Origin of the sequence: Paenarthrobacter nicotinovorans (genome assembly GCF_007670255.1) — a bacterium.
Lineage (GTDB): Bacteria > Actinomycetota > Actinomycetes > Actinomycetales > Micrococcaceae > Arthrobacter > Arthrobacter nicotinovorans_B.
The window spans coordinates 285,433-306,606 of record NZ_SZVS01000004.1; the positions used below are offsets into that span (position 1 = coordinate 285,433).

Sequence of the window (21,174 nt, forward strand, 5' to 3'; positions counted from 1 at the left end):
TTGGTCATGGCAACCACGCCCCTTCCGCCAGGTTTTGTTGCCATCAGCACAACAATTTTAGGATCACTCCGGCAGCACTGAAAGACCTTGTTGGAGGGCAGTCCCGACCCACCCGCTGCGAGTGGGCCGGGACGCTTTGACCTAGTTCAGCGCCGGGGTGTCCTTCGGGATGACGCCGGAACCGTACAGGTTGGTGGCGAGGTCCTGGAGGGCGCGCAGGGCGACCCGCTGCGTAAACGGCCCGTAGGACACACGCGCTACGCCGAGTTCTTGAAGTTCGGCGGCCGGCAACGCTCCGGGAGCGCCGATCACGGAGAGCTTGCCGCGGCCGAGGCCTTCAACGAGGGGCTCGATGGTCTCACGGTTCAGTGCGCCCGGGACGAAAACCAGAGCGGCACCGGCGTCGAGGAAGGCCCGGCCCCGCACGATGGCGTCGTCGATGCTTTCCCTGACCGGACGGTCACCGCCGCGGACGATGGCGTCAGTCCGGGCGTTCAGCTGGAAGGCAATGCCCTCGGCGTTGGCGGCGTCAATGATCGCCTTCACGCGGGCAACTGCTTCGTCGAACGGCCGCAGGCGGTCCTCGACATTGGCCCCCACCACTCCGATGCCAATAGCGCGACGGATGGTTTCGGCCGGGTCCTCATATCCGTCGTCGAGATCTGCAGTGACCGGGAGGTCAACAGCGTTGACGATCCTCTCCACACCGCTCAGCGCCACATCCAACGGCATGGTTCCGTCCTTGTACCCAAAGGCGGCTGCGATGGAGTGTCCTGCCGTGGCAATGGCCTTCGTCTGCGGGAGCGCGGCCACGGCGGTTGCACTGACGGCGTCCCAAACATTAACGACACTCAGGATCTCAGGTGCCTCATGAAGGGCCTTCAGTTGTTCCGCGCGGGCTTCGATGCTTGCTTCTGTCATGGTTGTCTCCGTCATCCTCGGTTGGGAGTTGGTGCCATGTTCAGCCTAGACGCAAGGAACGCCGCCACCACCAGCACCACGGCACTGGCAAGGAATGTGCTTTCAAAGCCGAGCGAGTCGAACAGGATCCCGCCAAGAGTGGACCCCAGGGCGATGCAGGTCTGGACCACGGCCACCATGAGCCCGCCGCCTTGTTCGGCGTTGTGGGGCATCGCTTGCGCTACCCAGCTCCACCAGCCCACCGGAGCCGAGGTCCCCAACAGGCCCCAAAGGGCCAGCAGAAGAACGACGACGGCGAACACCGCACCCAGCGGTACGAGGGCAACCGCAATGAGGGCCATGACGGCGGGAATCACCATGAGCGTCCGCTGCAGCCCGGGTCCCAGGAAACGGCCGATGAGGAGTGTCCCGGCAAATCCGGACACACCCATGACGAGGAGAACAATGGAAACAACGGCCACTTCCACATGGGTGACGGTTTCCAGGAAGGGCCTGATGTAGGTGAACAGGATGAACTGCCCCATGAAGAAAGTCCCGCAGGCGGCCATGCCCCACGCGACAGTGCGGTTCTTGAAAGCGTTGAAGATCGCGAGGATGTCGCGGGCTTTGGTCCTGGTGGCCGGTGCTTCCAGGGACGGCAGGGACATCCAGAGCCACATCACACATGCCGCGGAGACTGGCACGAGACAGAGAAACGCTCCCCGCCATCCGATGAAGGAGCCCAAGTAGCTGCCAAGAGGCGCTGCCAGAACGGTGGCCAGGGCGTTGCCTCCGTTGACTATCGCCAGAGCGCGGGGAACCCGCGACGGAGCGACCAGCCGGATCGCCGTGGCCGCGGACATTGACCAGAATCCGCCGATGACCACCCCAATGGCCGCCCGGCCCGCCATGAAGGGCAGGTAACCTGGCGCCAGCGCTATCAGGGCTCCCGAGGCACCCATCAGGGCGGCCAGGCCGATCAGCAGCGTGCGCCGGTTCATCCTTCCGGTCAGCGTGGAAATCGAAAGACTTGTGAGGACGGCGAACAGGCCCGATATCGCGATTCCCTGTCCCACCAGCCCTTCGGAAACCTGAAGATCCCGGGCCATGGGAGTCAGGAGGCTGACGGGCATGAATTCGGAGGCGACGACGGCGAAGGCCCCGAAGGACATGGCGAACACACCTCCCCAGCGGCTCACCGGGTTATTGCTTACGGGGTTTCCGGGCACTTCTACGGGCACCACCGTGGGTGTATCTGCTGACATGGATTGGCCTCTCAGGTGAACGACTGGATTCATCGGACCACGGCCTTGGGGACAGGTGGGAGGCTCCGGTTATACAGGTTCCAACAGAACCTCTCACCACGGGTCGGCGAAGTCGTAACGTGGTGGGCATGGACAATCGGTCGGAAGTGCGGGAGTTCCTGATGTCCCGCCGCGCACGCATCACCCCTGAGCAGGCAGGCATCGAAGTTTTCGGGATCCGGCGCCGGGTCACGGGCCTTCGCCGTGATGAAGCGGCACGTCTGGCTGGCGTCAGCGTCGACTACTACATCCGCCTGGAACGGGGAAACCTCTCCGGTGTTTCGGACAGCGTGTTGGATGCCATCGCCGGGGCGTTGCAGCTGGACCGCGCGGAGACCGAGCACCTTTATGACCTTGCCCGGACAGCAAACAGGGGAGTTCGGACCAAGGTGAAGAAGGCCGTCCACATTGTCGATCCGGCGCTGCAGTACTTTTTGGACTCCATCACGGGCGCGCCGGCTCTTATTTCGAACCACCGTATGGATGTGGTCGCGGCGAACGCCTTGGGTTATGCCATGTACTTCGACCTTTTCCGGAGCAGTGCCGGGCCGGCGAACCATTCCCGGTTCATCTTCCTGGATCCCAGGGGGCGGGAGTTCTACCCGGACTGGAACCGCGCAGCCAACACCAATGTGGAGATCCTTCGCCGCAACGCAGGCCGCTTCCCACACGACAAAGCCATCGCCGAGCTCGTGGGCGAATTGTCCATGCGGAGCGAGGAGTTCCGCACTTTGTGGGCCGCGCACAACGTCAGGCGCCACAGATCGGGGATGAAGAATTTCCACCACCCTGTGGTCGGTCCCCTGGAACTGACGTATCAACAACTTGAACTCGACGAGGACACCGGCCTTCACGTCACCGTCTACCCGGCAGTTCCCGGAAGCGCAAGCGAAGAAGGCCTGAAGCTGCTGGCGTCATGGGCAGCCACGGAGAATGTCGTCGAAAAAGCCAGCACCCGCTAAGGAGCAATCATGAAGTATACGAAAAGCGGTGGCCAGACAGCCGCTGGACCCGGGGAATGGTTCACCGGAACTGTGCAGATCGACAGCATCAGGACCCCGGATGAGCAATCAGCTGTGGGTTGCGCCCACGTCCGGTTCGCTCCGGGCGCCCGGACTGCCTGGCATCATCACCCCAAAGGCCAGACGCTGTACGTAACCGACGGCATAGGGCTGGTGGCTACGCGGGGCGGCGGGATTCAACAGATCCGTCCCGGCGATGTGGTCTACATCGAACCCGGCGAGGAGCACTGGCACGGTGCCACCCCTGACCGGTTCATGGCACACGTCGCGATGCAGGAAGCGGACAAGAACGGCGACGTCGTCACCTGGCTCGAGCACGTCTCTGATGAGGACTACATGGGCTGAGCGGAGGGCCTGCTAAACGTTGACCTGGTAATTGAGTGACAGGTCCGCGGCATTGACACCACGGATCCCCCAGTTCACCCGCGGAGTCTCCGTGATGGTTATCTCCACGCTGTGCGGCTTGATTCCTGCTTCGGATTCGATCCGTTCGAACAGGTCCGCGATGAGGTTGCGTTTTGCCTGCTCTGTTCTGCCCTCGAACATGGAGATCTCGATGATTGTGTAGTCTCCGCCCCGGTCGTCCGGGTGGATGAAGTCAACGTCCGAGAGTGAAATGAAACGTTGAAACTTCTTTTCAGGTGGATAGTCGAGGGTCGTCACTATTGCCCCATGAATCGCAGAGGAAAGGGCCTCGCGGCGTTGTTCGATTGAGCTTCTGTGTCCATAGACAATGACCTGTGCCATGGGCGCATTGTACTCAAACGGCAACTCCACGAGCGCAAGGGCCGCCGTCCGGGTCCGGTTAACGTGTGGATTCAAAAAGGCAAACGATTGGTCCGACTTTCCGCCGCGTCGTGTTTCGCCCATTCTTCACTTGGCCTTTAGGCTGGCCGATGAATGGGGGGATCCATGTTGGATTTATTTAGCTTGAAATTGGCGTTGGCCGTGGTCACGCTGACATTGTGGGTGCTTTTCTTGGGGTCGTACCGGAGAACCCGCTCTCTTTACAGTTCCTACTGGTCCGCGGCCCTCGGATGTTGGCTGGCCGGCATTGGGGCGTACTTGTTGAAGGAAACCGAATGGAGCAGGGCGGCCGTCCCTTTCGGCAACGCATTGTTGGTGGCGGGAGCATTCGGTGTGTGGGCGGGGTTCCGATCCCTCAGAAGTTTGAAGACGCCGCTGTGGCTGCTTCTGGCCGCCCCGGCGGTCACCGCCGTCGCAGCTTTCTCTGAGGTGACCCCCGACGGCGAGTGGCGGGGCGTGCTGGTCTACTTCGCCCTGATGGGGGTCGGGATGGCGCTGGCCGCGCGCGAACTCGCGCTGTTGAAGTCACAGGCTTCCCAAGCCCACAAACCATTGTTGGTCGTCGCGGTCGCCCTTGTGGCTTACTTCGGTTGCCGGATTGTGGCATACGCCGTTGAGGGGCCGGACAGCGAAATCCTCAGCACGCTCTTTGCCCCGGCGGTGACGTGCTTGCTGCTGATCATGCTGTTGGTCCTGGTTTCATTCAGCATGACTGCGCTCAATAACCATCAGCTCATTACGGTGCTCAACGAGCGGGCAATGCGCGACGGAATGACCGGTTTGCTGAATCGCCAAGCGTTCATGGAGTTGGCCGAGCGGGAACTCGCAGGGCTGCACAGGGCAGGGTTGTCTGCCGCCGTAATCCTGGCTGATCTTGATCATTTCAAGGCGGTCAACGATACCCACGGCCACGCCGCGGGGGACGCAGCAATCAGGGCCTTCGCGGCTGCGTGCAAGGGGACCCTGCGCAAGACCGATTTGGTGGCCAGATACGGCGGGGAGGAATTTGTCATCCTCCTTCCCGGCGCCGACGAAGTCAGCGCCGAGGCCATCACCACCGAGATCAGCACTCGGCTGGCAGCTGCGCAAGCCCCGCATGGACTTGCCTTCCCCACCGTCAGTTACGGAATCTCATCCACCCCGATTGCGGGACATGCGCTGGCACAGCTGATTTACACCGCTGACGGCGCTCTGTACCAAGCCAAGGCAGCCGGACGGAACCGCGCGTTTATTGCAGCAAGCCCCCTGGATCCGGAGACGGCACACGCCTGAACTGTCCCGGTGATTGCTGCCTCAGCACGCGATGACGTTGACCGCCAGGCCGCCGCGGGAGGTTTCCTTGTACTTGCTCTTCATGTCAGCGCCGGTCTCCCGCATGGTCTTGATGGCGGTGTCCAACGAGACGTGATGGATTCCGTCTCCGCGAAGGCTGATCCGTGCGGCGTTGATGGCCTTGTTGCTGGCCATGGCGTTGCGTTCGATGCAGGGGATTTGGACCAGTCCGCCCACGGGGTCGCACGTCAGGCCGAGGTTGTGCTCGATCCCGATTTCGGCGGCGTTTTCAACCTGCTGCGGGGTTCCGCCCAGGATTTCGCACAGTGCCCCGGCGGCCATGGAGCACGCGGACCCGACCTCACCCTGGCAGCCGACCTCCGCCCCCGAGATCGAGGCGTTCGTCTTGAAGAGGACACCGATGGCTGCCGCCGTCAGCAAGAACCGGACGACCTGCTCTTCAGAGGCACCTGGCGTGAACTTCATGTAGTAGTGAAGGACCGCGGGGATGATTCCGGCAGCACCGTTGGTGGGTGCGGTGACAACGCGCCCGCCCGTGGCGTTCTCTTCGTTCACGGCCAACGCGAACAGATTCACCCAGTCCACGGCGCGCAAAGGATCGTTCGCGTCGTCTTTGGTTTGCAGGTCGGCATACAGGCGGGGAGCACGACGGCGGACCATCAGGTTGCCGGGCAGGTGCTCTTCCGTGCGGCTGCAGCCGCGCGAGACGCACTCCTTCATCGTCTCCCAAATGCGGAGCAGTTCAGCCCGGGTGACCTCTTCGCTGCGCCAGGCGTTCTCGTTGGCGAGCATGATGTCGCTGATGGACAAGCCCTCGCGGTCACAGTGCGCAAGCAGCTCTTCGGCATTGCTGAAGGGGTAGCGCAGGCTGACGGTGTCCTGCTCCGTCTTTCCCACGGCGCCCTCATCCACCACGAAACCGCCGCCCACGGAGTAGAACACGCGCTCGGAGAGGAGGTTTCCTTCCCCGTCGAAGGCCTGGAAGCGCATGCCATTGGGGTGGGCGGGAAGCGATTGGCGCATATGCAGCACCACGTCTTTTGCCCGATTGAAGGAAACCATCCGGCGCCCGCCCAAGAGGATCTTCTTCGCCTCCGTAGCCTCGGCAACCATGTCGTCGGCAGCCATGGGGTCCACGCTCTCCGGGAGCTCACCCATGAATCCAAGGATCACGGCCTTGTCCGATCCGTGTCCCTTTCCAGTAGCCCCCAACGAACCGAACAATCCGGCGTAAACGCGATCAACGGCGTCGAGCTTTCCCTCCTGCTCCAGTCCCTGGACGAAGGTGTGGGCCGCGCGCATGGGTCCCACGGTGTGGGACGACGACGGGCCGATGCCGATGGAAAACAGGTCGAGGGCGCTCAATGCCATGGGATCCTCCAAGGGAGCAGGGGGCGGGTTCCCTTTCAACTCTGGGGGCCGTCGGCGCTCGCGTCCATCGGAAATAAGTGAAGGGACCTTCAAGCTGGGCTTAACGATTACGCCGTCGGCCGCGCGTTGGTGGCTATCCTGAGTTCCTCGAGGGCGGCGGCAATGGCCGGCGAGGCCTGGCTCGCGGCACGGTACAGGACGATGATGTTGCGGCCGCAGCTGGGATCAACGCGGCGTACCAGGAGGTCCTCCGTTTCCCGGCCAAGATTGAGTTCGCTCATCAGGGCAACCCCTAGCCCACCGCGGACCAAGCCCAAGGTGGCCATCAGGTTCCGGCAATGGGCGATGACCTTGGGGGTGAAGCCCGCCTCGCGGCAGGTCTGAAGCACGAACTGTTCAAAGACACTGCCTTCCTGGTCCAGGACCCAGCTTTCGTGGGCGTAGCCGGCGAGCTTTACAGGGGTACCAAGCTCCGGTGCGGCACGGTCGCGGGGGAGGACCAGAATGATCTCATCCCGCGCCAGGACGGTCTTCACCAAGCCCTCGTCCTGGATTTCGTGGAGGTCATCGACCACCGCGATATCAATATTTCCTGCCCGGAGTTGGGCCACGCTCTCGAATGGTTCAAGATCCGAAACAGTGAGGTCCAGCCCGGGGTAGGTGGCTTGGAGCGACATGGCAGCCGATGGAAGGACCGTGCTGCAAAAGCTCGGGAAGGCGCTGATCGCCAATCGTCCGCGGACGTCCGTCTGGAACTTCTTCAAGGTGGCTTCAGCGGCTTCAACCTCAGAGGCGATGCGGGCGAAATGCTCCACCAGCAACGCCCCCGCTTCGGTCAGCCGGACCTTCCTGCCAGTCCGCACCAGCAGGGCCAGCCCAGCCTCCCTTTCCAACACCGCCAGCTGCTGGCTGACAGCAGAGGTGGTCATGTGAAGCTTGGCTGCAGCTGCTGTCATGGTGCCCTCAAGCTCTAGGGTCTTGAGGATATGCAAGCGGCGGATGTCCAGCACGGGCTGCTCCCTTCGGTTTAGCTCTACTTAACCGCACAACCCGTTAGGGGGAGAAGGGGTGGACGAAGCCTAGGGTCGCCCGGCCTTGGTCGTCGATGACGTGGCCCAGATGCTTGCTCATCCGGAAAACGACGCTCCGGTCGACGATCCTGGCGCTCGGAACGGCAGCTTCAAGCGCTGCCTCAAAGCGCATGACGTCGGTCATCTCGCGCAGCCAGACCGCCACAACAAGGTTGTACTGACTGGCGACGGCGAGGGCTGTCCGGGCCTCGGGAATTTGGGCCATGAGCCCGCGCATTTGCTGGATGTGCTTGGCCGCAGTGCGCACAAAGTACCAAGCGTAGACGGGCCAGCCCGTGACACTGCGCGCCACGTCTGTGCGTAGTCGCAGCCGCCCGTCTGCCCGCATCCTGGCCAGTCCGTCCGCGACCCGTTGTTCACTGAGCCCATGTTCAGCGGCGATGCGGCTGACGGGCCGGCGTCCGTCCTCCAACAGACAGTGCCGGAGTGCGTGTTCGACGTCGGGATGGACGGTTCGGGGCGCCCTGGCCCGCGGCGCCTTGGGCTTGGCCACCTTGGCGGCCTCAGCGGGGGTGAGCGCACGCAACCTCCAAGCCGATGCTTCCATGATCATTTCGGTGACGAGATGTGTCTGCGTGTTTCGGACGCCATCAAGGGCACCGATCCGGTTGGTCACCACATCCCAAATCGCCAGTGGGTTCTCGGCGAGCACGGTGGCCAGCAGGTCCCGTCCGCCCGAAGTATGGTCGAGCGTCATGACAGCTGGGATTTTGGTGAGCTCCTGTGCCACTTTCGCGGTGTGCTGGGGCATGCAGGTGATATCCACCAAGGCGCTGGCCCCTTCGGTGAAAATCCCGGTGACCCAGGCCAGTCCCCGTTCGCGGAGGGATTCCCAGCGTCGGGAAAGCGTCACGGCATCCGCACCCAGGAGGGGTGCGAGCTCGGCCCACGATGCCCGGCCCTCGATCTGCAAAGCATGGATGATCCGCTCTTCAAGGGGATCCAGCACGTTTTCCTGCATAGGAGCAAGATAATCCATGGAAAGCTTCAATTTCATCTAATAGAAACATGGCGCTTTGATCATGGTGTGATCCCGTTCACTTCTCATCACATCGGAGCGCACATGCGTACAACTGCGCAGAAATCCACAGCTGCCGGAGCCGTTGGCTTCCTGGTCGTCATGGAGCTTGGCAGCGGCATCCTGCAGGGCTGGTTGAGTCCCTTGTTTTCCTCGATCGGCGAACACCATGGTGTCTCGGCAGCCTCGCTCAACTGGATCAGCGCCGCGTACTTGCTGGCGACGGTCCTGGTTGTCCCCCTCCTGTCCAAGCTCGGTGATATCCACGGCCACAAACGCGTCCTTATGATCGCCACCGCAATCGTTGCAGCGGCGTCCGTCCTGGTTGCTTTCGCGCCGAACTACGAACTGTTCCTGGTGGGCAGGGCCATCCAGGCTCCCCTTGCCGTCTTCCTGCCGCTTGAATTTGCCATCGTCCACCAGCGCGACTCCGCGCGTTCGGGCAGGAGCATCGGCAGGCTTGTGGCTGCCCTGACCCTCGGCGCCACGATCGGCGGTCTCCTGTCCGGTATTGTCCTGGACGCCGTCGGCAGCCTGTCCTTGACCCTGTTGCTCCCCGCAATCTTCATGGGCCTGTGCATCCCGGGCATCGCCGTCTTCGTCAAGGAATCCCCGATCCGCAGCAAGGGAAAGGTGGATTACCTTGGAGCTGTCCTGCTGGGCGGCGGCTTGGTAGCGGTTCTTGGCGGCGCGTCCAACCTCGCCACCTGGCCTCCGCTGGCCGTGGGTGCGTCAATGCTGGTGCTTTTCATCCGGCAGGCAAAAGCTGCGCCGGAAACACCCGCCCTGGACCGCGAGGACCCCGTGGCCGACGCCGCACTCGAACCAGTCCAGTGAACACCCTCAGCTTCTGAACCCCTCCGACCACCAAAGAAGGAAAAACCATGACCATATCCATCGACATCACGTCCAGGGAAACCTTGCGCGACGCCGTACGCGAGGCCGCGTCCGCCGTCGTACCCTCCATCCTGGAACTCAGCCACAAAGTGCACTCGCTGGCGGAGATCTCCTGGGAGGAACGCGAGTCTGCGGCGGCCGTGGCCGCTGTCCTGCGTGACGGCGGTTTCGACGTCACCGAACGTGCCTACGGAATTCCGACGGCGATCGAGGCCACGTACGGTTCGGGCGAATTGACCGTCGTGATCTGCGCCGAATACGACGCCCTTCCTGAGGTAGGGCACGCCTGCGGGCACAACATCATCGCGGCGGCGGGCGTCGGAGCAGCCTTGGCGCTCAAACCCGTGGCCGATGCCGCCGGGCTGCGTATCAAGGTGCTGGGCACCCCAGCCGAAGAGCACGGTGGGGGCAAGGTCTCCCTCCTGCAGGCCGGTGCGTGGGAGGACGCCGCCTTTTCGCTGATGGTGCATGGCATGACCGGGACGGAGCGCAGTGCCACGGCGTTCAGCATGGCCGCCGTGGAGCGGTTCGAGGTGAACTACAAAGGAAGTGAAGCCCACGCCGCCGGCGCCCCGGACAAGGCCATCAACGCAGGTGCCGCCGCAAGCCTGGCATTGATGAACCTGGCCGTCCTGCGTCAGCACCTTCCGGAAAATGCGAATACCAATGCCTTCATTTCGCACGGAGGCGGGGCAACCAACGTCATTGCCGGAGACTCCACGGTGCAGGTGGAAGTGCGTGCAGGGGACGTCGACGTGTGGCGGAACCTCAAGCGCCGGGTCCTCGCATGCTTCGAAGGCGCGGCGATCGCCACGGGATGCACCTGGACGCACCGCCAGACCGAACACCCCTATGCTCCGATCGACACCCACGCCGGACTCGGCGGCCTGTGGGACGCCAACATGGAAAGCCTCGGACGTCCGGTGGACCACACGCCGGTCTTCGGTGGCGGCTCCTCGGACATGGGCAATGTGTCGCAGGTGCTCCCTTCGGTCCACGGCATGGTGGTGGTCCGCAACAGCACCGCCGTCCCGCACCACCCGGACTTCACGGCCGATGCCATCACGCCCGAAGCCGACGACGCCGTGGTGGACGGTGCCCTTGTGATTGCCTTGACGGTGCTGGACGCTGCATTGGACCCGCAGCTCCGCACTGAACTGCTGGAGCTGCAGGCCGCCCGGGAACCCGGAGCTACCACTGTAACTCTGGAGGCGTAAGAGGCTGCAGCATCCGCGGCACCGGATGGCGGTGCCGCGGATGCTTTCCACATACGCCACAAAACCCATTGCCCCGCCCACCCGGCGATGGTTCGATGGGTCACATGGCAACCGCAGAAAGTTATGTCCTGGCGATCGGGACCAAGAAAGGCCTGTGGCTGGCAACCAGCCCGGACCGAAAAGATTGGTCCCTCTCCGGCCCGCACTTCCTGATGAGCGAAATACCCAGCATCGGGATAGATACACGGGACGGCAAAACACGGATCATGGTGGGGGTACGGTCAGAGCACTGGGGACCCACTGTGGCGCATTCAGATGACCTTGGCTCGACGTGGACCGAGCCCGAGCAAGGAGCCATCAAGTTTCCGGATGGCACCGATGCCGCCCTGGAACGGGTCTGGCAGATCCATCCCGACGCCGAGTCCCGCCCCGGCGTGGTTTGGGCAGGCTGCGAGCCCATTTCTGTCTGGAAATCGACCGACGGCGGCGAGCACTTTGAGTTGAACCGCGGATTGTGGGACCACCCCCACCGCAGTGAGTGGGGTGCCGGCTACGGCGGCGCGGCGGCGCACTCGATCGTGGTGGATGAGTCCGGCGAGAAAGTCCACATCGCCATGAGCACCGGTGGCGTCTACAGATCTCTCGACGGCGGTACCTCCTGGGAGCCCCGCAACAAAGGAATTTCGGCCTACTTCATGCCCGATCCCAACCCGGAGTTCGGCCAGTGCGTCCATAAAATCGCGGCCGATGCTTCCGTTGAAGGCCGTTTGTACGCGCAGAACCATCACGGCGTGTACCGTACGGACGATGACGGGGAGAACTGGGACTCCATCGCGGAGGGACTGCCTGCCGATTTCGGGTTCGTGATGCTGACCCACCCGCGCAGGGGAGGGACCGCCTGGGTGATTCCCCTAAAGGCCGACGGCGAACGCATCCCGCCGGACAGCAAACTGAGCGTCCACCGGACCGATGACGCCGGCAATTCGTGGAAGGAACTGCACACGGGCCTCCCGGATCACGAATACAACGCCGTTCTCCGGGATGCGGCATCCGTTGACACTGCAGAGCCAGTGGGGGTGTACTTCGGAACCCGCGGCGGCACCGTCTACGCCAGCGCCGACGAAGGCGGGACCTTCACGGAAGTGGCCTCGCACCTGCCTGACGTGCTCTGCGTTCGCGCCGCCGTCGTGGTCGGAAGCGCGACCGCAGAGCCCGCAGCCAGCGCCCCGGTACCTGGTTAGGCCCGTTGTGGCTGACTTTACGGTCCTGTTGCCTGGTGTCCTCCAGCCGCTCGTCGGTGGACAGTCCTATCTGACTGCGTCCGCCGACGGCGCTGTGACCGTTGGACAGTTGTTGGACTCGGTGACCGGAGATTATCCGGTGCTGGCCAGGCGTTTGCGTGATGAAACCGGAGCACTCCGCCGTTTCGTGAATATTTACGTGAACGGCGACGAGGTCCGGCGTTTGAATGGTCTTGATACGGAGGTTGCAGCGGGCCAGGAGGTTTTGATTGTCCAGTCCGTAGCCGGCGGCTGAGGGGCGGCGGGCGTCCAGCCGTGATCCAGGGAAATCCTGCTCAGGCGACGCGCCACACAGTGCATTCGTCGGTATTGATGGCTTTTCTCATCCCGGAGGCGTAATCCATGATCCAGACGACGCCGATCCCCGGGGCCGTTTCCTGGACGCGTCCGCGACGTATCACCACATCGTCGTAGGCGGGTCCTACTGAGAGGCGGGCTTCGATTTCGTCTCCGCGGTGGAGCTGGCTGATCGCGCGTATTCGTGTGGTGTGAGTGGTGACTTCCTTCAACATTGTGTCCTCCTGGCTGGAGCTGGTGCCTGCACTTGCCGGCCATTCCAGTGTGGCGCGGCAATGTTGCCGCGGTATTTCGGCGTGGTTAGGGTCCGGTTAGCATTCCGGGATGCTTGCGTTTCTTCAATGGCCAAGGTGTCGCGTGTTTCCGCAGGCCGGTGCCCGCACCGCTGTAGCCTGATCTCGGTTGTTGAGAGTCCAGCGACCACAGGCTCCGTCCTCCCAGGAGATTCAATGGGTGTATTGCAGCGATCCGTAGCGCTGTCCACAGGCTTGGTGGTCTTTGCCGCCGGCTTGTTTTTTGTCCAAGCCCCGGCGACAGCTGTGCCCCTTCCCGGGCCCGATAATCCGAACGTCCAGTTCGTCGAGGGCACACCGCACTCGGAGCACGTCTTCGAGACGCCACTGCCGGAAACCAAGCAAGCTACGAAGGGGCAGGCCGGCGTCGACTCCCTGCTCCGCGACGGCGCCGCCGCAGCCGGTCCGGGCGGCAATATCAGCGTCCGGTTGGTGACTGCGAAGCTGGCGGACAATACCAACCCGGTTTCCATGACGGACGCCGAAAAAGCTGTAGCGTCCACCAGCAATTACTGGAACGCCATGACAGCCGGCAAGCTTTCCATGACGGTGACCAGTGAAGTCGCCGGGCACCAGTCGAAAGCCCGCTCCTCTGACAGCTACAGCACCATCATCTCCACCATCACGAGCGAGCTTAACTGGTCAGCCAGCCCGTACACGGCGTTGGTCATTTTCATTCCGACATCCACGTTGTCGGGCAACGCGCTCGGCGCAGGGTACAGCAGCGGCAGTTACAGCGGTCGCGTGCTCCTGCCGCAGGTCAGCAACTTCACCAACAACGTGATGGCCCACGAATTCGGGCACGTCATCGGTTTGATGCACGCGGATGCGCTTCAGTGCGGCAGCGGGGTGTCCGACGTCGGGGTCAACAGCAATGGCCAATTCACGGATCCGTCCTGCTATATCCGTGAGTACGGCGACACCACCGACATCATGGGTGCCGCCCAGTATTCCTTGCCCGTTGTCAGCTCCACGTTCTGGGACTACGCGGGACTTGGCCGGGGCGATGAGATCCGTGATGTGGGGGTCGCGACAGGCTCCAAGAGTTACACACTCAAGCCGTGGGGCGGCACCGAAGCGCAGCGCGCGGTCAAATTCACCGATCCCGTCAGCAAAGAGGTCTATTACCTGGAGCTGCGGGAACCGGCCGGCTACGACAATTACCTTGGCACTGCCGGCAAGCCGGGCAACATGGGGGTCAAAATTGCCCAGCGCGGCGGCGCCACCATTGCTTCTTCCTTGATCCTGATGCCGTCTACCAAGCCGTTCCCGGAGCCTTGGTACGCCAGCAACCACGCCTGGCAGGCGGGCAGCACCTTCACCACCTACACCGGCACGCAGGTGACCATTAATGCGGTGTCGTCGACGTCGGCCACCGTCACCATTACTGCGGACGCGCGGCTCACAGCCAAGATCCGTTTTTCGGCGGGCGACTTCGACGGCGACGGGCTCTCCGACGTCCTCTCCCGTGAACCCGACGGCACCTTGATGCTGTACTCCGGTTTGCCGGGCAACAGGCTCGACAACCCCCGTCAGGTGGGCTCCGGCTGGAACATCTTCGACGCCATCACGGGCTTTGCGGACTTCGATGGAGACGGACGAAGTGACATCTTGGCCCGCACCAGCGACGGCGTCCTGTGGCTGTACCCGGGCGACGGCAACGGCGGGTTCCTCGCCAAACGGCAAATCGGATCCGGCTGGCAGGGCTTCACGAATATCATCGCCGTCGGCGATTTCGACGGCGACGCGCGCCTCGACGTCATGGCGACCAAGTCCGATGGCAGCCTCTGGCTGTACCCGGGCGATGGCCAGGGCGGCTTCCGTGCATGGTCGCAGATCGGCTCGGGGTGGAATGGCTTCACGAGCATCACGTCCGATGGCTCCTTCGGGCTCCTTGCGCGGACAAGCGACGGCACCCTCTACCAGTACCCCGGCAATGGTTGGGGTGGCTTCGTGCCTCGCACCACACTCGGAAGCGGTTGGAATACGGTGGGCGACATCGTCAGCGGACAAGACTTCACGGGCGACAAGAAACCCGACGTCCTGACAGTGGCGTCGACCGGAACCATGCGCCTCTACCCAGGCAACGGCTCCGGCTTTGCCGACCGCTTGGCCATCGGCGCCGGCTGGAACCAGTTCAGCAAGGTCTGGGAAGCAGGGGATTTCGACGGCGATGCTGTCGCGGACATTCTGGCCCGTGGCACCGATGGCGCGTTGTGGCTTTATCCGGGGAACGGTTCGGGCGGCTTCCGCCCGCGCGTTCTGGTCGGAACGGGCTGGAATGCCTTCAACACCGTCCTGAGCGCCGGAGATTTCGACGGCGATGGTCACCCGGATCTTGTCGCGAGGACGGCCGACGGGGTGCTGTGGATGTACCCGACTGACGGCCACGGCCAGTTCCTGCCGCGGAAGCAGATCGGTGTGGGCTGGCAGGGGTTCAATGAGTTGCTCGCTCCGGGTGACTTCAATGGTGACGGGAAAGCCGACCTCGTGGCCCGGGCGGCCAATGGCAGCTTGTGGATCTATCCGGGTAACGGTTCGGGTGGTTTCCTTCCGTGGAAGCAGATCGGCACGGGGTGGGACATCTTTGATTCCGTTGTCCAGGGCGGGGACTTCAATGGCGACGGCCGGGAGGACATCATGGCCCGGGGAACTGACGGGACGTTGTGGCTCTACCCGGGCAACGGCAGTGGCGGCTTCCTGGCACGGGTGGCCCTGGGAAGCGGGTGGAACACCCTCAGCTCGTTCGCGGCTTTGGGTAATGCCTTCACTGGAACGGGCAATCCGTCGGTGGTGGGTGTTGCCGGCAACGGGGTGCTCCTCCTGTACACGGGGACGGGGCAGGGGGGCTTCCAGTCAGTTGTGCTGGATCCCCGGTAGGCAGCTACTGACCGGGTGAACCCATGGGCAGCGGAAAGCCCGGCATGTCGGGGAACATGCCGGGCTTTCCGTTTGTCGTCACCAGGGTGCCCTGCGAAGGTGTGCGCTCCAGGAACCGGGAAGGAGCGCTCCTCTTCGTGAAACCCAGGCCTACTTGTGCAGGCCGAGCTCTGCCGTCGGGATCTTGGCCGATTCGCGGGCGGTCAGGGCAGAGATAGCCGCGATCACGCAGATCACTCCGCTGAAGATGGAGATCTGGACCCAGCCTCCGGCCTTCGTGCCACCCATTGCAGTGACGATGGCCGGTGCGAAGCCCGCCATCAGGAAGCCCAGCTGTGTGCCGATGGCCAGACCGGAGAAGCGGACCTTGGTGCTGAACATTTCACCGTAGAAGGAAGGCCAGACGGCGTTGGCCGCTGCGTAGCCGAAGGAGAAGAACACTACCGAGACCAGGAACATCAGCGGCACGTTGCCGTCTTCAAGGGTCAGCAGGAACACCGGTGTCATGATGGCGCTGGCCACGGCTCCGTAGATGAAGACGGGCTTGCGGCCGATCCTGTCCGCGAGCATGCCGAACAGGGGCTGGGTGCCCAGGGCCACAACGTTGGCTACAACGACCAACCACAGGGTGATGGTGCTGTTGACGTGGGCTACATCCTGGGCGTACTTGATGGCCAGGGTGCCGAAGACTGTACTGACGGCCGCGATGAAAGCACAGCAGACAACACGGAGAACGTCGCGCCAGTGCAGCTTCAGGAGATCGGCGATGGGAAGCTTGGCGATCTGGTTGTTCTTCTTGGCCTCGGCGAATGCCGGCGGCTCGTGCAGGGTGCGGCGGATGAAGTACGCCACCATGACCACTACCGCGCTCAGCCAGAACGGGATACGCCAACCGATGCCGTACTTGATCTCGTCGGGCAGTGCCACTACCGGGATGAAGACAAGCGCGGCCAGGATCTGACCGCCCTGGGTGCCGGTCAGTGTCCAGGAAGTAAAGAAGGAGCGGCGGTTGTCCGGAGCGTGCTCCAGTGTCATCGACGACGCGCCGGCTTGCTCGCCGGCGGCGGAGAGACCCTGCGCCAGGCGGGCGAGGACCAGCAGGACCGGAGCCCACCAGCCGATGGTCTTGAAGTCCGGCAGGCAGCCGATGACGAAGGTGGCTGCACCCATGAGGACCAGGGTGAACATGAGGACCTTTTGGCGCCCGATCCGGTCACCGAAGTGGCCCAGGATGATGGCGCCCACGGGACGTGCGACATAGGCGAAGCCGAAGGTCGCGAACGACATGATGGCTGCGTTGGCGTCTGCGTCCGGGAAGAAGACGTGCGGGAAGATCAGCGCTGCGGCGGATCCGAAGATGAAGAAGTCGTAGTACTCAACGGCGCTGCCAAGGAAGCTGGCCAAGGCGGCTTTCTTGGGAGTACCCGTTGTTGATGCAGTGCCGGGCGTCGCTGACGGCATTGTTTGGCTCATGGGAGGGTTCCTTCTGTGACAACGGTGTCGCGGGTGAAGCTGGAGGGAGTGGCGAGCGAGGTGCGGCTGGCCTACTCCGAAAGTAACCACATGGTGAGAGTTACTTGTGCAATACAGCAATAGTGGCTGTGAGAGGGGTCACTTGTCAATACTTGTCGCCACCATCTAGAAATAGCTCTCACCATGTGAGAGCATCGAAGCATGAGTGTGAAAGAGGACACAAAGACCGACATGGTCGGCAAAGCCCTGGGTCTGTTGGTGCTGCTCGGCAACGAGCCAAAGGGGGCGAGTGCGGCCGATCTCGCCCGCAGCGCGAACTTGCCTTTCAGCACCACCTATCGCCTGCTGGGTTCACTGACCCGCGATGGCTTCGTGGATTACGAGCCCGATGGCCGGCGCTACCATCTGGGTTTGCGGGTTTTCCAGCTCGGTCAGAGGGTTTCCAATCACCATGGCTTCGCTGCCACGGCTCTTCCGGTGTTGCAGCGGGTCACGGAGCGTACTCATGAGGCAACCATTCTCTCGGTCCGCGACGGCGACCACCATCTGACGGTCAACAAAGTCGATGGCCCCAAGACCTTCCGCGTGACCAGTGACCCCGGGCATCTTGGCGCCTTGCACACAACGTCGGTGGGTAAGGCGATCGTGGCATTCGAAACCGAGCTGGAGCGCAAGCGGCTCCTTGAGGAACTTCCCCTCGACGCTCTGACCGAGCACTCCATCACAGACCGTGACCAGTTCCGCGAGGAGATCGAGCAAGTCCGTCGCCAGGGGTATGCCGTGATGGACGAGGAAAACGAGATCGGCATGCGGGCCGTCGCCGTGCCGGTCCTCAACTCGCAGGGCCATGCCTTCGCCTCGCTCGCGACGGCGGTGCCGGTGTTCCGCCTGACCATGGAGGAACTCGTTGCCCATGTGCCCACGCTCCAGGAAGCCGCGGCTGAACTCGCGGCCCGCCTGCCCCAGCGCTGAGCTTCGTTGCGAGGCCCGTTCTGCGCGCTAAACGCGGCAATTGGGGCGCAAAGCGGGCCCCGCAACGCAAAATCAGCTCGACGAAACGCATCTTGCACCCCGAATGTTCGCTATAAGAACAAGCGTGCGGAATGTGAACAATTGTAGTAATCTGGATAACACCGCGGGCGAAGCGTCCCTGAAACGCCACCCGCGGGACTGAAGTAAAAGGAGCTTGAGGATGAGCAACCGAGCCGAATCCGTTCTGGTGGGCCTGATTGGTGAAGGCGTCATGCCCTCGCTCACTCCGCCCATGCATGAACGCGAGGCCGATGTGCAGGGCCTTCGCTTGCTGTACCGCCCCATCGACCTGCTGGAACTCGCATTGCCGGCCACCGCCGTCGGGGATCTCCTCACAGCAGCCCAGCGGATGGGCTTCAACGGCCTCAACATCACGCACCCTTGCAAGCAGTTGGTGCTGGGGCACCTTGACGAAATTTCCGACGACGCCGCCCGCCTGGGTGCCGTGAACACGGTCCTGATCCAGGACGGCCGCTTCATCGGCCACAACACAGACTTTTCCGGCTTCGGTTCGGCGCTCGCCGACGGCCTGCCCGGAGCCAAACTCGATCGCGTCGTCCAGCTGGGTGCAGGAGGTGCCGGTTCCGCCGTCGCCTATGCATTGCTAAAGGCCGGCACCAAACATCTCGACCTCGTTGACATGGACGCCGACCGGGCGAGTGAACGGGCCGCGGAACTTTCAAGTCTTTTCCCTGACGCTGCCGTCACGCCGCGGGGCCTGGAGGAGTTGCCGGAGCTGATGCCCCTTGCCGACGGACTGGTGCATTGCACGCCGGTCGGCATGGCCGCGCACCCTGGCCTCCCCCTCGATATCGGACTCCTGGAAACCCGCCATTGGGTGGCGGACATCGTCTACCGTCCCATCGAGACTCAACTGGTCCGCGAAGCGCGCGCCAAGGGTTGCGCAGTGCTCGACGGCGGCCGGATGGCAGTTGGCCAGGCGGCCGACGCCTTCAAGCTCTTCACCGGAAGCAACGCCGACCGGGACCGCATGCGCACGCACTTCCTGGAGTTGATCGCCTTGGAAGAAGCCGCAGCCGCGCTCACCGCCGGCCCCCTCGAAAAGGCGGCCCACTGATGCGTACCGGAATCGCCACCGTCTGCCTGTCCGGAACCCTGAGGGAGAAGATGCAGGCCTGCGCCATCGCGGGCTTCGACGGCATCGAGATCTTCGAACAGGACCTCGTCACCTCTCCGCTCAGCCCTGAAGATGTCCGCACAATGGCAGCCGATTTGGGGCTGGGCCTGGATCTTTACCAGCCGTTCCGGGATTTCGACGGCGTCACTCCGGACCTGCTGAAGGCAAACCTCAAGCGGGCGGAGGCCAAGTTCAAGCTGATGGCCCGCCTTGGCATGGACACCATCCTGGTCTGCTCCAACGTGGCCACGGCCACCATCGACGATGACCAACTGAGGGCGGAACAGCTGGCCGAACTTGCCGAACTGGCGGGGGACCACGGGGTCAAGGTTGCCTACGAGGCCTTGGCCTGGGGCAAGTACGTCAACGACTACGAGCACGCCCACCGCCTGGTGGAGATGGTGGACCACCCCAATCTGGGCACGTGCCTTGACTCGTTCCACATCCTTTCCCGCGACTGGGACACTGCGCCGATCGAGGACATCAACGCGGAGAAGATCTTCTTCGTGCAGGTGGCGGATGCGCCCAAGTTGAGCATGGACGTGCTCTCCTGGAGCCGCCACTACCGGGTTTTCCCCGGGGAGGGGCAGTTCGAGCTCGCCAAGTTCATGGGACATGTGGTCCGCGCAGGCTACACCGGACCCGTCTCCCTGGAGGTCTTCAATGATGTGTTCCGACAGTCGGACGTGGAGCGGACGGCCGTGGATGCCATGCGTTCACTCATCTGGCTGGAAGAACAGAGCGCCAAGTGGCTGGCAAGCAGCCCGGCGGCCGACGCCGCAGGAGCCCAACAGAACTCCCGCCGTCGTTATCCCATGGAACTGGCCACGCTGCCCAAGGTGAACGAGCCCGCGGGGTTCAACTTCGCCGAGGTCAAGGCCGACGACACGGTCCAGCTGGAGAAGCTCCTGGGCCAGCTCGGCTTCGAATTCGAAGGCCGGCACCGCACCAAGGACGTCCAGCTGTGGACCATGGGCCAGGCCCGCGTGATCATCAACGAGCAGGCGGCCTCGCAGACGGAACCGGCTATCGCTGCTTTGGGGTTCGACGTCGACTCTCCAGTAATTGCCTCCGCCCGCGCCCAGCAACTCAAGGCGCCCGTGGTCGCCCGCAAGGTGCAGGCGGACGAGGAAGTGTTCCAGGGCATTTCCGCGCCGGACTCCACCGAGATTTTCCTCTGCCAGGGAAATCCGGACGGCACGGCTGCCTGGACGCACGAATTCGGCGAAGGGCTGGAGCACGTTTCGAGCGGCACATCAGCCGTGATAGACCATGTGAACCTCGCCCAACCGTGGCAGCACTTCGACGAAGCCGTGCTCTTCTACACCAGCGCGCTGGCCCTGGAACCGCAGCCGTTCGCCGAGGTTCCCAGTCCCAGCGGCCTGGTGCGCTCGCAGGTCATGCAGACCAGCAACGGCGCAGTCCGGCTGGTGCTGAACCTCGCTCCGGCGCAGCAGGCCGAAAAGGCACGCAAAACGTATCAGGAACACATCGCGTTCGCAGTGGACGACCTCGTGGCAACAGCCCGGTCAGCACAGGAGCGTGGCCTCGAGTTCCTGCAGATTCCGGCCAACTACTACGAGGACCTGGATGCGCGGTTCGACCTTGAACCCGGCTTCCTGGCCACTCTCCAGGAGCTCAACCTCCTGTACGACCGGGACGCCAACGGCGAATTCCTCCACTTCTACACCGCCACAGTGGGCAGTGTGTTCTTCGAAATGGTGGAGCGCCGCGGCAACTACGACGGCTACGGAGCCCCGAACGCACCCGTCCGCCACGCCGTCCAATACGACTCACTCCACCGGGCATAGCCGCCCGATCCAGTAGAAGAATCCATAGA

19 protein-coding genes are annotated in these 21,174 nt (G+C 63.2%); 11 read left to right on the forward strand and 8 right to left on the reverse strand.

Annotated elements, in window-relative coordinates:
- Positions 1–141: 141 nt before the first annotated feature.
- Positions 142–921 (reverse strand): isocitrate lyase/PEP mutase family protein, encoded by a 780-nt coding sequence (locus tag FDP28_RS08570; protein WP_144660567.1) that lies wholly within the window; start codon positions 919–921, stop codon positions 142–144.
- Between the two features lie 11 nt (positions 922–932).
- On the reverse strand, positions 933–2,165 hold the full coding sequence (locus FDP28_RS08575) for an MFS transporter (protein WP_144660570.1): 1,233 nt from the start codon (positions 2,163–2,165) through the stop codon (positions 933–935).
- Positions 2,166–2,293: 128 nt separating this feature from the next.
- On the opposite strand from FDP28_RS08575, the gene FDP28_RS08580 reads away from it, so the two are divergent.
- Positions 2,294–3,166 carry a helix-turn-helix transcriptional regulator gene (locus tag FDP28_RS08580; protein ID WP_144660572.1) on the forward strand — a complete coding sequence of 291 codons (873 nt, stop codon included), beginning with the start codon at positions 2,294–2,296 and terminating at the stop codon, positions 3,164–3,166.
- Between the two features lie 9 nt (positions 3,167–3,175).
- Entirely contained in the window at positions 3,176–3,571 is a 396-nt protein-coding gene (locus FDP28_RS08585; RefSeq protein ID WP_144660575.1) for a (R)-mandelonitrile lyase, read from the forward strand.
- 12 nt (positions 3,572–3,583) lie between these two features.
- Here the strand turns inward: FDP28_RS08585 and FDP28_RS08590 are convergent, their stop codons facing one another.
- On the reverse strand, positions 3,584–3,973 hold the full coding sequence (locus FDP28_RS08590; protein ID WP_144660577.1) for a tautomerase family protein: 390 nt from the start codon (positions 3,971–3,973) through the stop codon (positions 3,584–3,586).
- Positions 3,974–4,294: 321 nt separating this feature from the next.
- On the opposite strand from FDP28_RS08590, the gene FDP28_RS08595 reads away from it, so the two are divergent.
- Positions 4,295–5,305, forward strand: coding sequence for a GGDEF domain-containing protein (locus FDP28_RS08595; RefSeq protein ID WP_260842391.1), 1,011 nt, complete (start codon positions 4,295–4,297; stop codon positions 5,303–5,305).
- A gap of 21 nt (positions 5,306–5,326) precedes the next feature.
- Here the strand turns inward: FDP28_RS08595 and FDP28_RS08600 are convergent, their stop codons facing one another.
- The 3 genes from FDP28_RS08600 to FDP28_RS08610 form a co-directional block, all read right to left on the reverse strand.
- Positions 5,327–6,697: an L-serine ammonia-lyase gene (locus FDP28_RS08600; RefSeq protein ID WP_144660582.1), complete on the reverse strand. Its 1,371-nt coding sequence runs from the start codon at positions 6,695–6,697 to the stop codon at positions 5,327–5,329.
- 107 nt (positions 6,698–6,804) lie between these two features.
- Positions 6,805–7,707, reverse strand: a complete 903-nt coding sequence (locus tag FDP28_RS08605) for a LysR family transcriptional regulator (protein ID WP_144660584.1) — start codon at positions 7,705–7,707, stop codon at positions 6,805–6,807.
- Positions 7,708–7,750: 43 nt separating this feature from the next.
- Positions 7,751–8,749, reverse strand: a complete 999-nt coding sequence (locus FDP28_RS08610; protein ID WP_260842393.1) for an Lrp/AsnC family transcriptional regulator — start codon at positions 8,747–8,749, stop codon at positions 7,751–7,753.
- A gap of 102 nt (positions 8,750–8,851) precedes the next feature.
- On the opposite strand from FDP28_RS08610, the gene FDP28_RS08615 reads away from it, so the two are divergent.
- From FDP28_RS08615 to FDP28_RS08630, 4 genes are all read left to right on the forward strand, one after another.
- Positions 8,852–9,643, forward strand: a complete 792-nt coding sequence (locus FDP28_RS08615) for an MFS transporter (RefSeq protein ID WP_260842394.1) — start codon at positions 8,852–8,854, stop codon at positions 9,641–9,643.
- A gap of 47 nt (positions 9,644–9,690) precedes the next feature.
- A complete protein-coding gene (locus FDP28_RS08620; protein WP_144660589.1) occupies positions 9,691–10,920 on the forward strand; it encodes an amidohydrolase in 1,230 nt (409 codons plus the stop codon).
- A 95-nt stretch (positions 10,921–11,015) separates the two neighbouring features.
- A complete protein-coding gene (locus tag FDP28_RS08625; protein ID WP_144660591.1) occupies positions 11,016–12,161 on the forward strand; it encodes a WD40/YVTN/BNR-like repeat-containing protein in 1,146 nt (381 codons plus the stop codon).
- Between the two features lie 7 nt (positions 12,162–12,168).
- Complete coding sequence (locus FDP28_RS08630) at positions 12,169–12,456, forward strand: MoaD/ThiS family protein (protein WP_144660593.1); 288 nt, start codon at positions 12,169–12,171, stop codon at positions 12,454–12,456.
- A gap of 40 nt (positions 12,457–12,496) precedes the next feature.
- Here the strand turns inward: FDP28_RS08630 and FDP28_RS08635 are convergent, their stop codons facing one another.
- Positions 12,497–12,733, reverse strand: a complete 237-nt coding sequence (locus tag FDP28_RS08635; RefSeq protein ID WP_144660595.1) for a hypothetical protein — start codon at positions 12,731–12,733, stop codon at positions 12,497–12,499.
- A gap of 234 nt (positions 12,734–12,967) precedes the next feature.
- On the opposite strand from FDP28_RS08635, the gene FDP28_RS08640 reads away from it, so the two are divergent.
- Positions 12,968–15,691 (forward strand): FG-GAP-like repeat-containing protein, encoded by a 2,724-nt coding sequence (locus FDP28_RS08640; protein WP_144660598.1) that lies wholly within the window; start codon positions 12,968–12,970, stop codon positions 15,689–15,691.
- A 150-nt stretch (positions 15,692–15,841) separates the two neighbouring features.
- On the opposite strand, the gene FDP28_RS08645 is transcribed toward FDP28_RS08640, so the two are convergent.
- Entirely contained in the window at positions 15,842–17,164 is a 1,323-nt protein-coding gene (locus FDP28_RS08645) for an MFS transporter (RefSeq protein WP_144660600.1), read from the reverse strand.
- A 201-nt stretch (positions 17,165–17,365) separates the two neighbouring features.
- On the opposite strand from FDP28_RS08645, the gene FDP28_RS08650 reads away from it, so the two are divergent.
- From FDP28_RS08650 to FDP28_RS08660, 3 genes are all read left to right on the forward strand, one after another.
- Complete coding sequence (locus FDP28_RS08650; RefSeq protein WP_144660602.1) at positions 17,366–18,136, forward strand: IclR family transcriptional regulator; 771 nt, start codon at positions 17,366–17,368, stop codon at positions 18,134–18,136.
- Positions 18,137–18,356: 220 nt separating this feature from the next.
- Positions 18,357–19,274, forward strand: coding sequence for a shikimate dehydrogenase (locus FDP28_RS08655; protein WP_144660605.1), 918 nt, complete (start codon positions 18,357–18,359; stop codon positions 19,272–19,274).
- Positions 19,274–21,145 (forward strand): bifunctional sugar phosphate isomerase/epimerase/4-hydroxyphenylpyruvate dioxygenase family protein, encoded by a 1,872-nt coding sequence (locus tag FDP28_RS08660; RefSeq protein ID WP_144660607.1) that lies wholly within the window; start codon positions 19,274–19,276, stop codon positions 21,143–21,145. The genes FDP28_RS08655 and FDP28_RS08660 overlap by 1 nt, the downstream gene beginning before the upstream one ends.
- Positions 21,146–21,174 lie beyond the last annotated feature (29 nt).

Bases quoted from the DNA above. Each gene is read 5' to 3' on its own strand.
- FDP28_RS08660 (WP_144660607.1), top strand. From the start codon at position 19,274: ATGCGTACCGGAATCGCCACCGTCTGCCTGTCCGGAACCCTGAGGGAG.
- FDP28_RS08635 (WP_144660595.1), bottom strand. From the start codon at position 12,733: ATGTTGAAGGAAGTCACCACTCACACCACACGAATACGCGCGATCAGC.
- FDP28_RS08655 (WP_144660605.1), top strand. From the start codon at position 18,357: ATGAGCAACCGAGCCGAATCCGTTCTGGTGGGCCTGATTGGTGAAGGC.
- FDP28_RS08590 (WP_144660577.1), bottom strand. From the start codon at position 3,973: ATGGCACAGGTCATTGTCTATGGACACAGAAGCTCAATCGAACAACGC.
- FDP28_RS08580 (WP_144660572.1), top strand. From the start codon at position 2,294: ATGGACAATCGGTCGGAAGTGCGGGAGTTCCTGATGTCCCGCCGCGCA.
- FDP28_RS08570 (WP_144660567.1), bottom strand. From the start codon at position 921: ATGACAGAAGCAAGCATCGAAGCCCGCGCGGAACAACTGAAGGCCCTT.
- FDP28_RS08620 (WP_144660589.1), top strand. From the start codon at position 9,691: ATGACCATATCCATCGACATCACGTCCAGGGAAACCTTGCGCGACGCC.
- FDP28_RS08645 (WP_144660600.1), bottom strand. From the start codon at position 17,164: ATGAGCCAAACAATGCCGTCAGCGACGCCCGGCACTGCATCAACAACG.
- FDP28_RS08585 (WP_144660575.1), top strand. From the start codon at position 3,176: ATGAAGTATACGAAAAGCGGTGGCCAGACAGCCGCTGGACCCGGGGAA.
- FDP28_RS08575 (WP_144660570.1), bottom strand. From the start codon at position 2,165: ATGTCAGCAGATACACCCACGGTGGTGCCCGTAGAAGTGCCCGGAAAC.
- FDP28_RS08600 (WP_144660582.1), bottom strand. From the start codon at position 6,697: ATGGCATTGAGCGCCCTCGACCTGTTTTCCATCGGCATCGGCCCGTCG.
- FDP28_RS08650 (WP_144660602.1), top strand. From the start codon at position 17,366: ATGAGTGTGAAAGAGGACACAAAGACCGACATGGTCGGCAAAGCCCTG.
- FDP28_RS08640 (WP_144660598.1), top strand. From the start codon at position 12,968: ATGGGTGTATTGCAGCGATCCGTAGCGCTGTCCACAGGCTTGGTGGTC.
- FDP28_RS08615 (WP_260842394.1), top strand. From the start codon at position 8,852: ATGCGTACAACTGCGCAGAAATCCACAGCTGCCGGAGCCGTTGGCTTC.
- FDP28_RS08625 (WP_144660591.1), top strand. From the start codon at position 11,016: ATGGGTCACATGGCAACCGCAGAAAGTTATGTCCTGGCGATCGGGACC.
- FDP28_RS08610 (WP_260842393.1), bottom strand. From the start codon at position 8,749: ATGCAGGAAAACGTGCTGGATCCCCTTGAAGAGCGGATCATCCATGCT.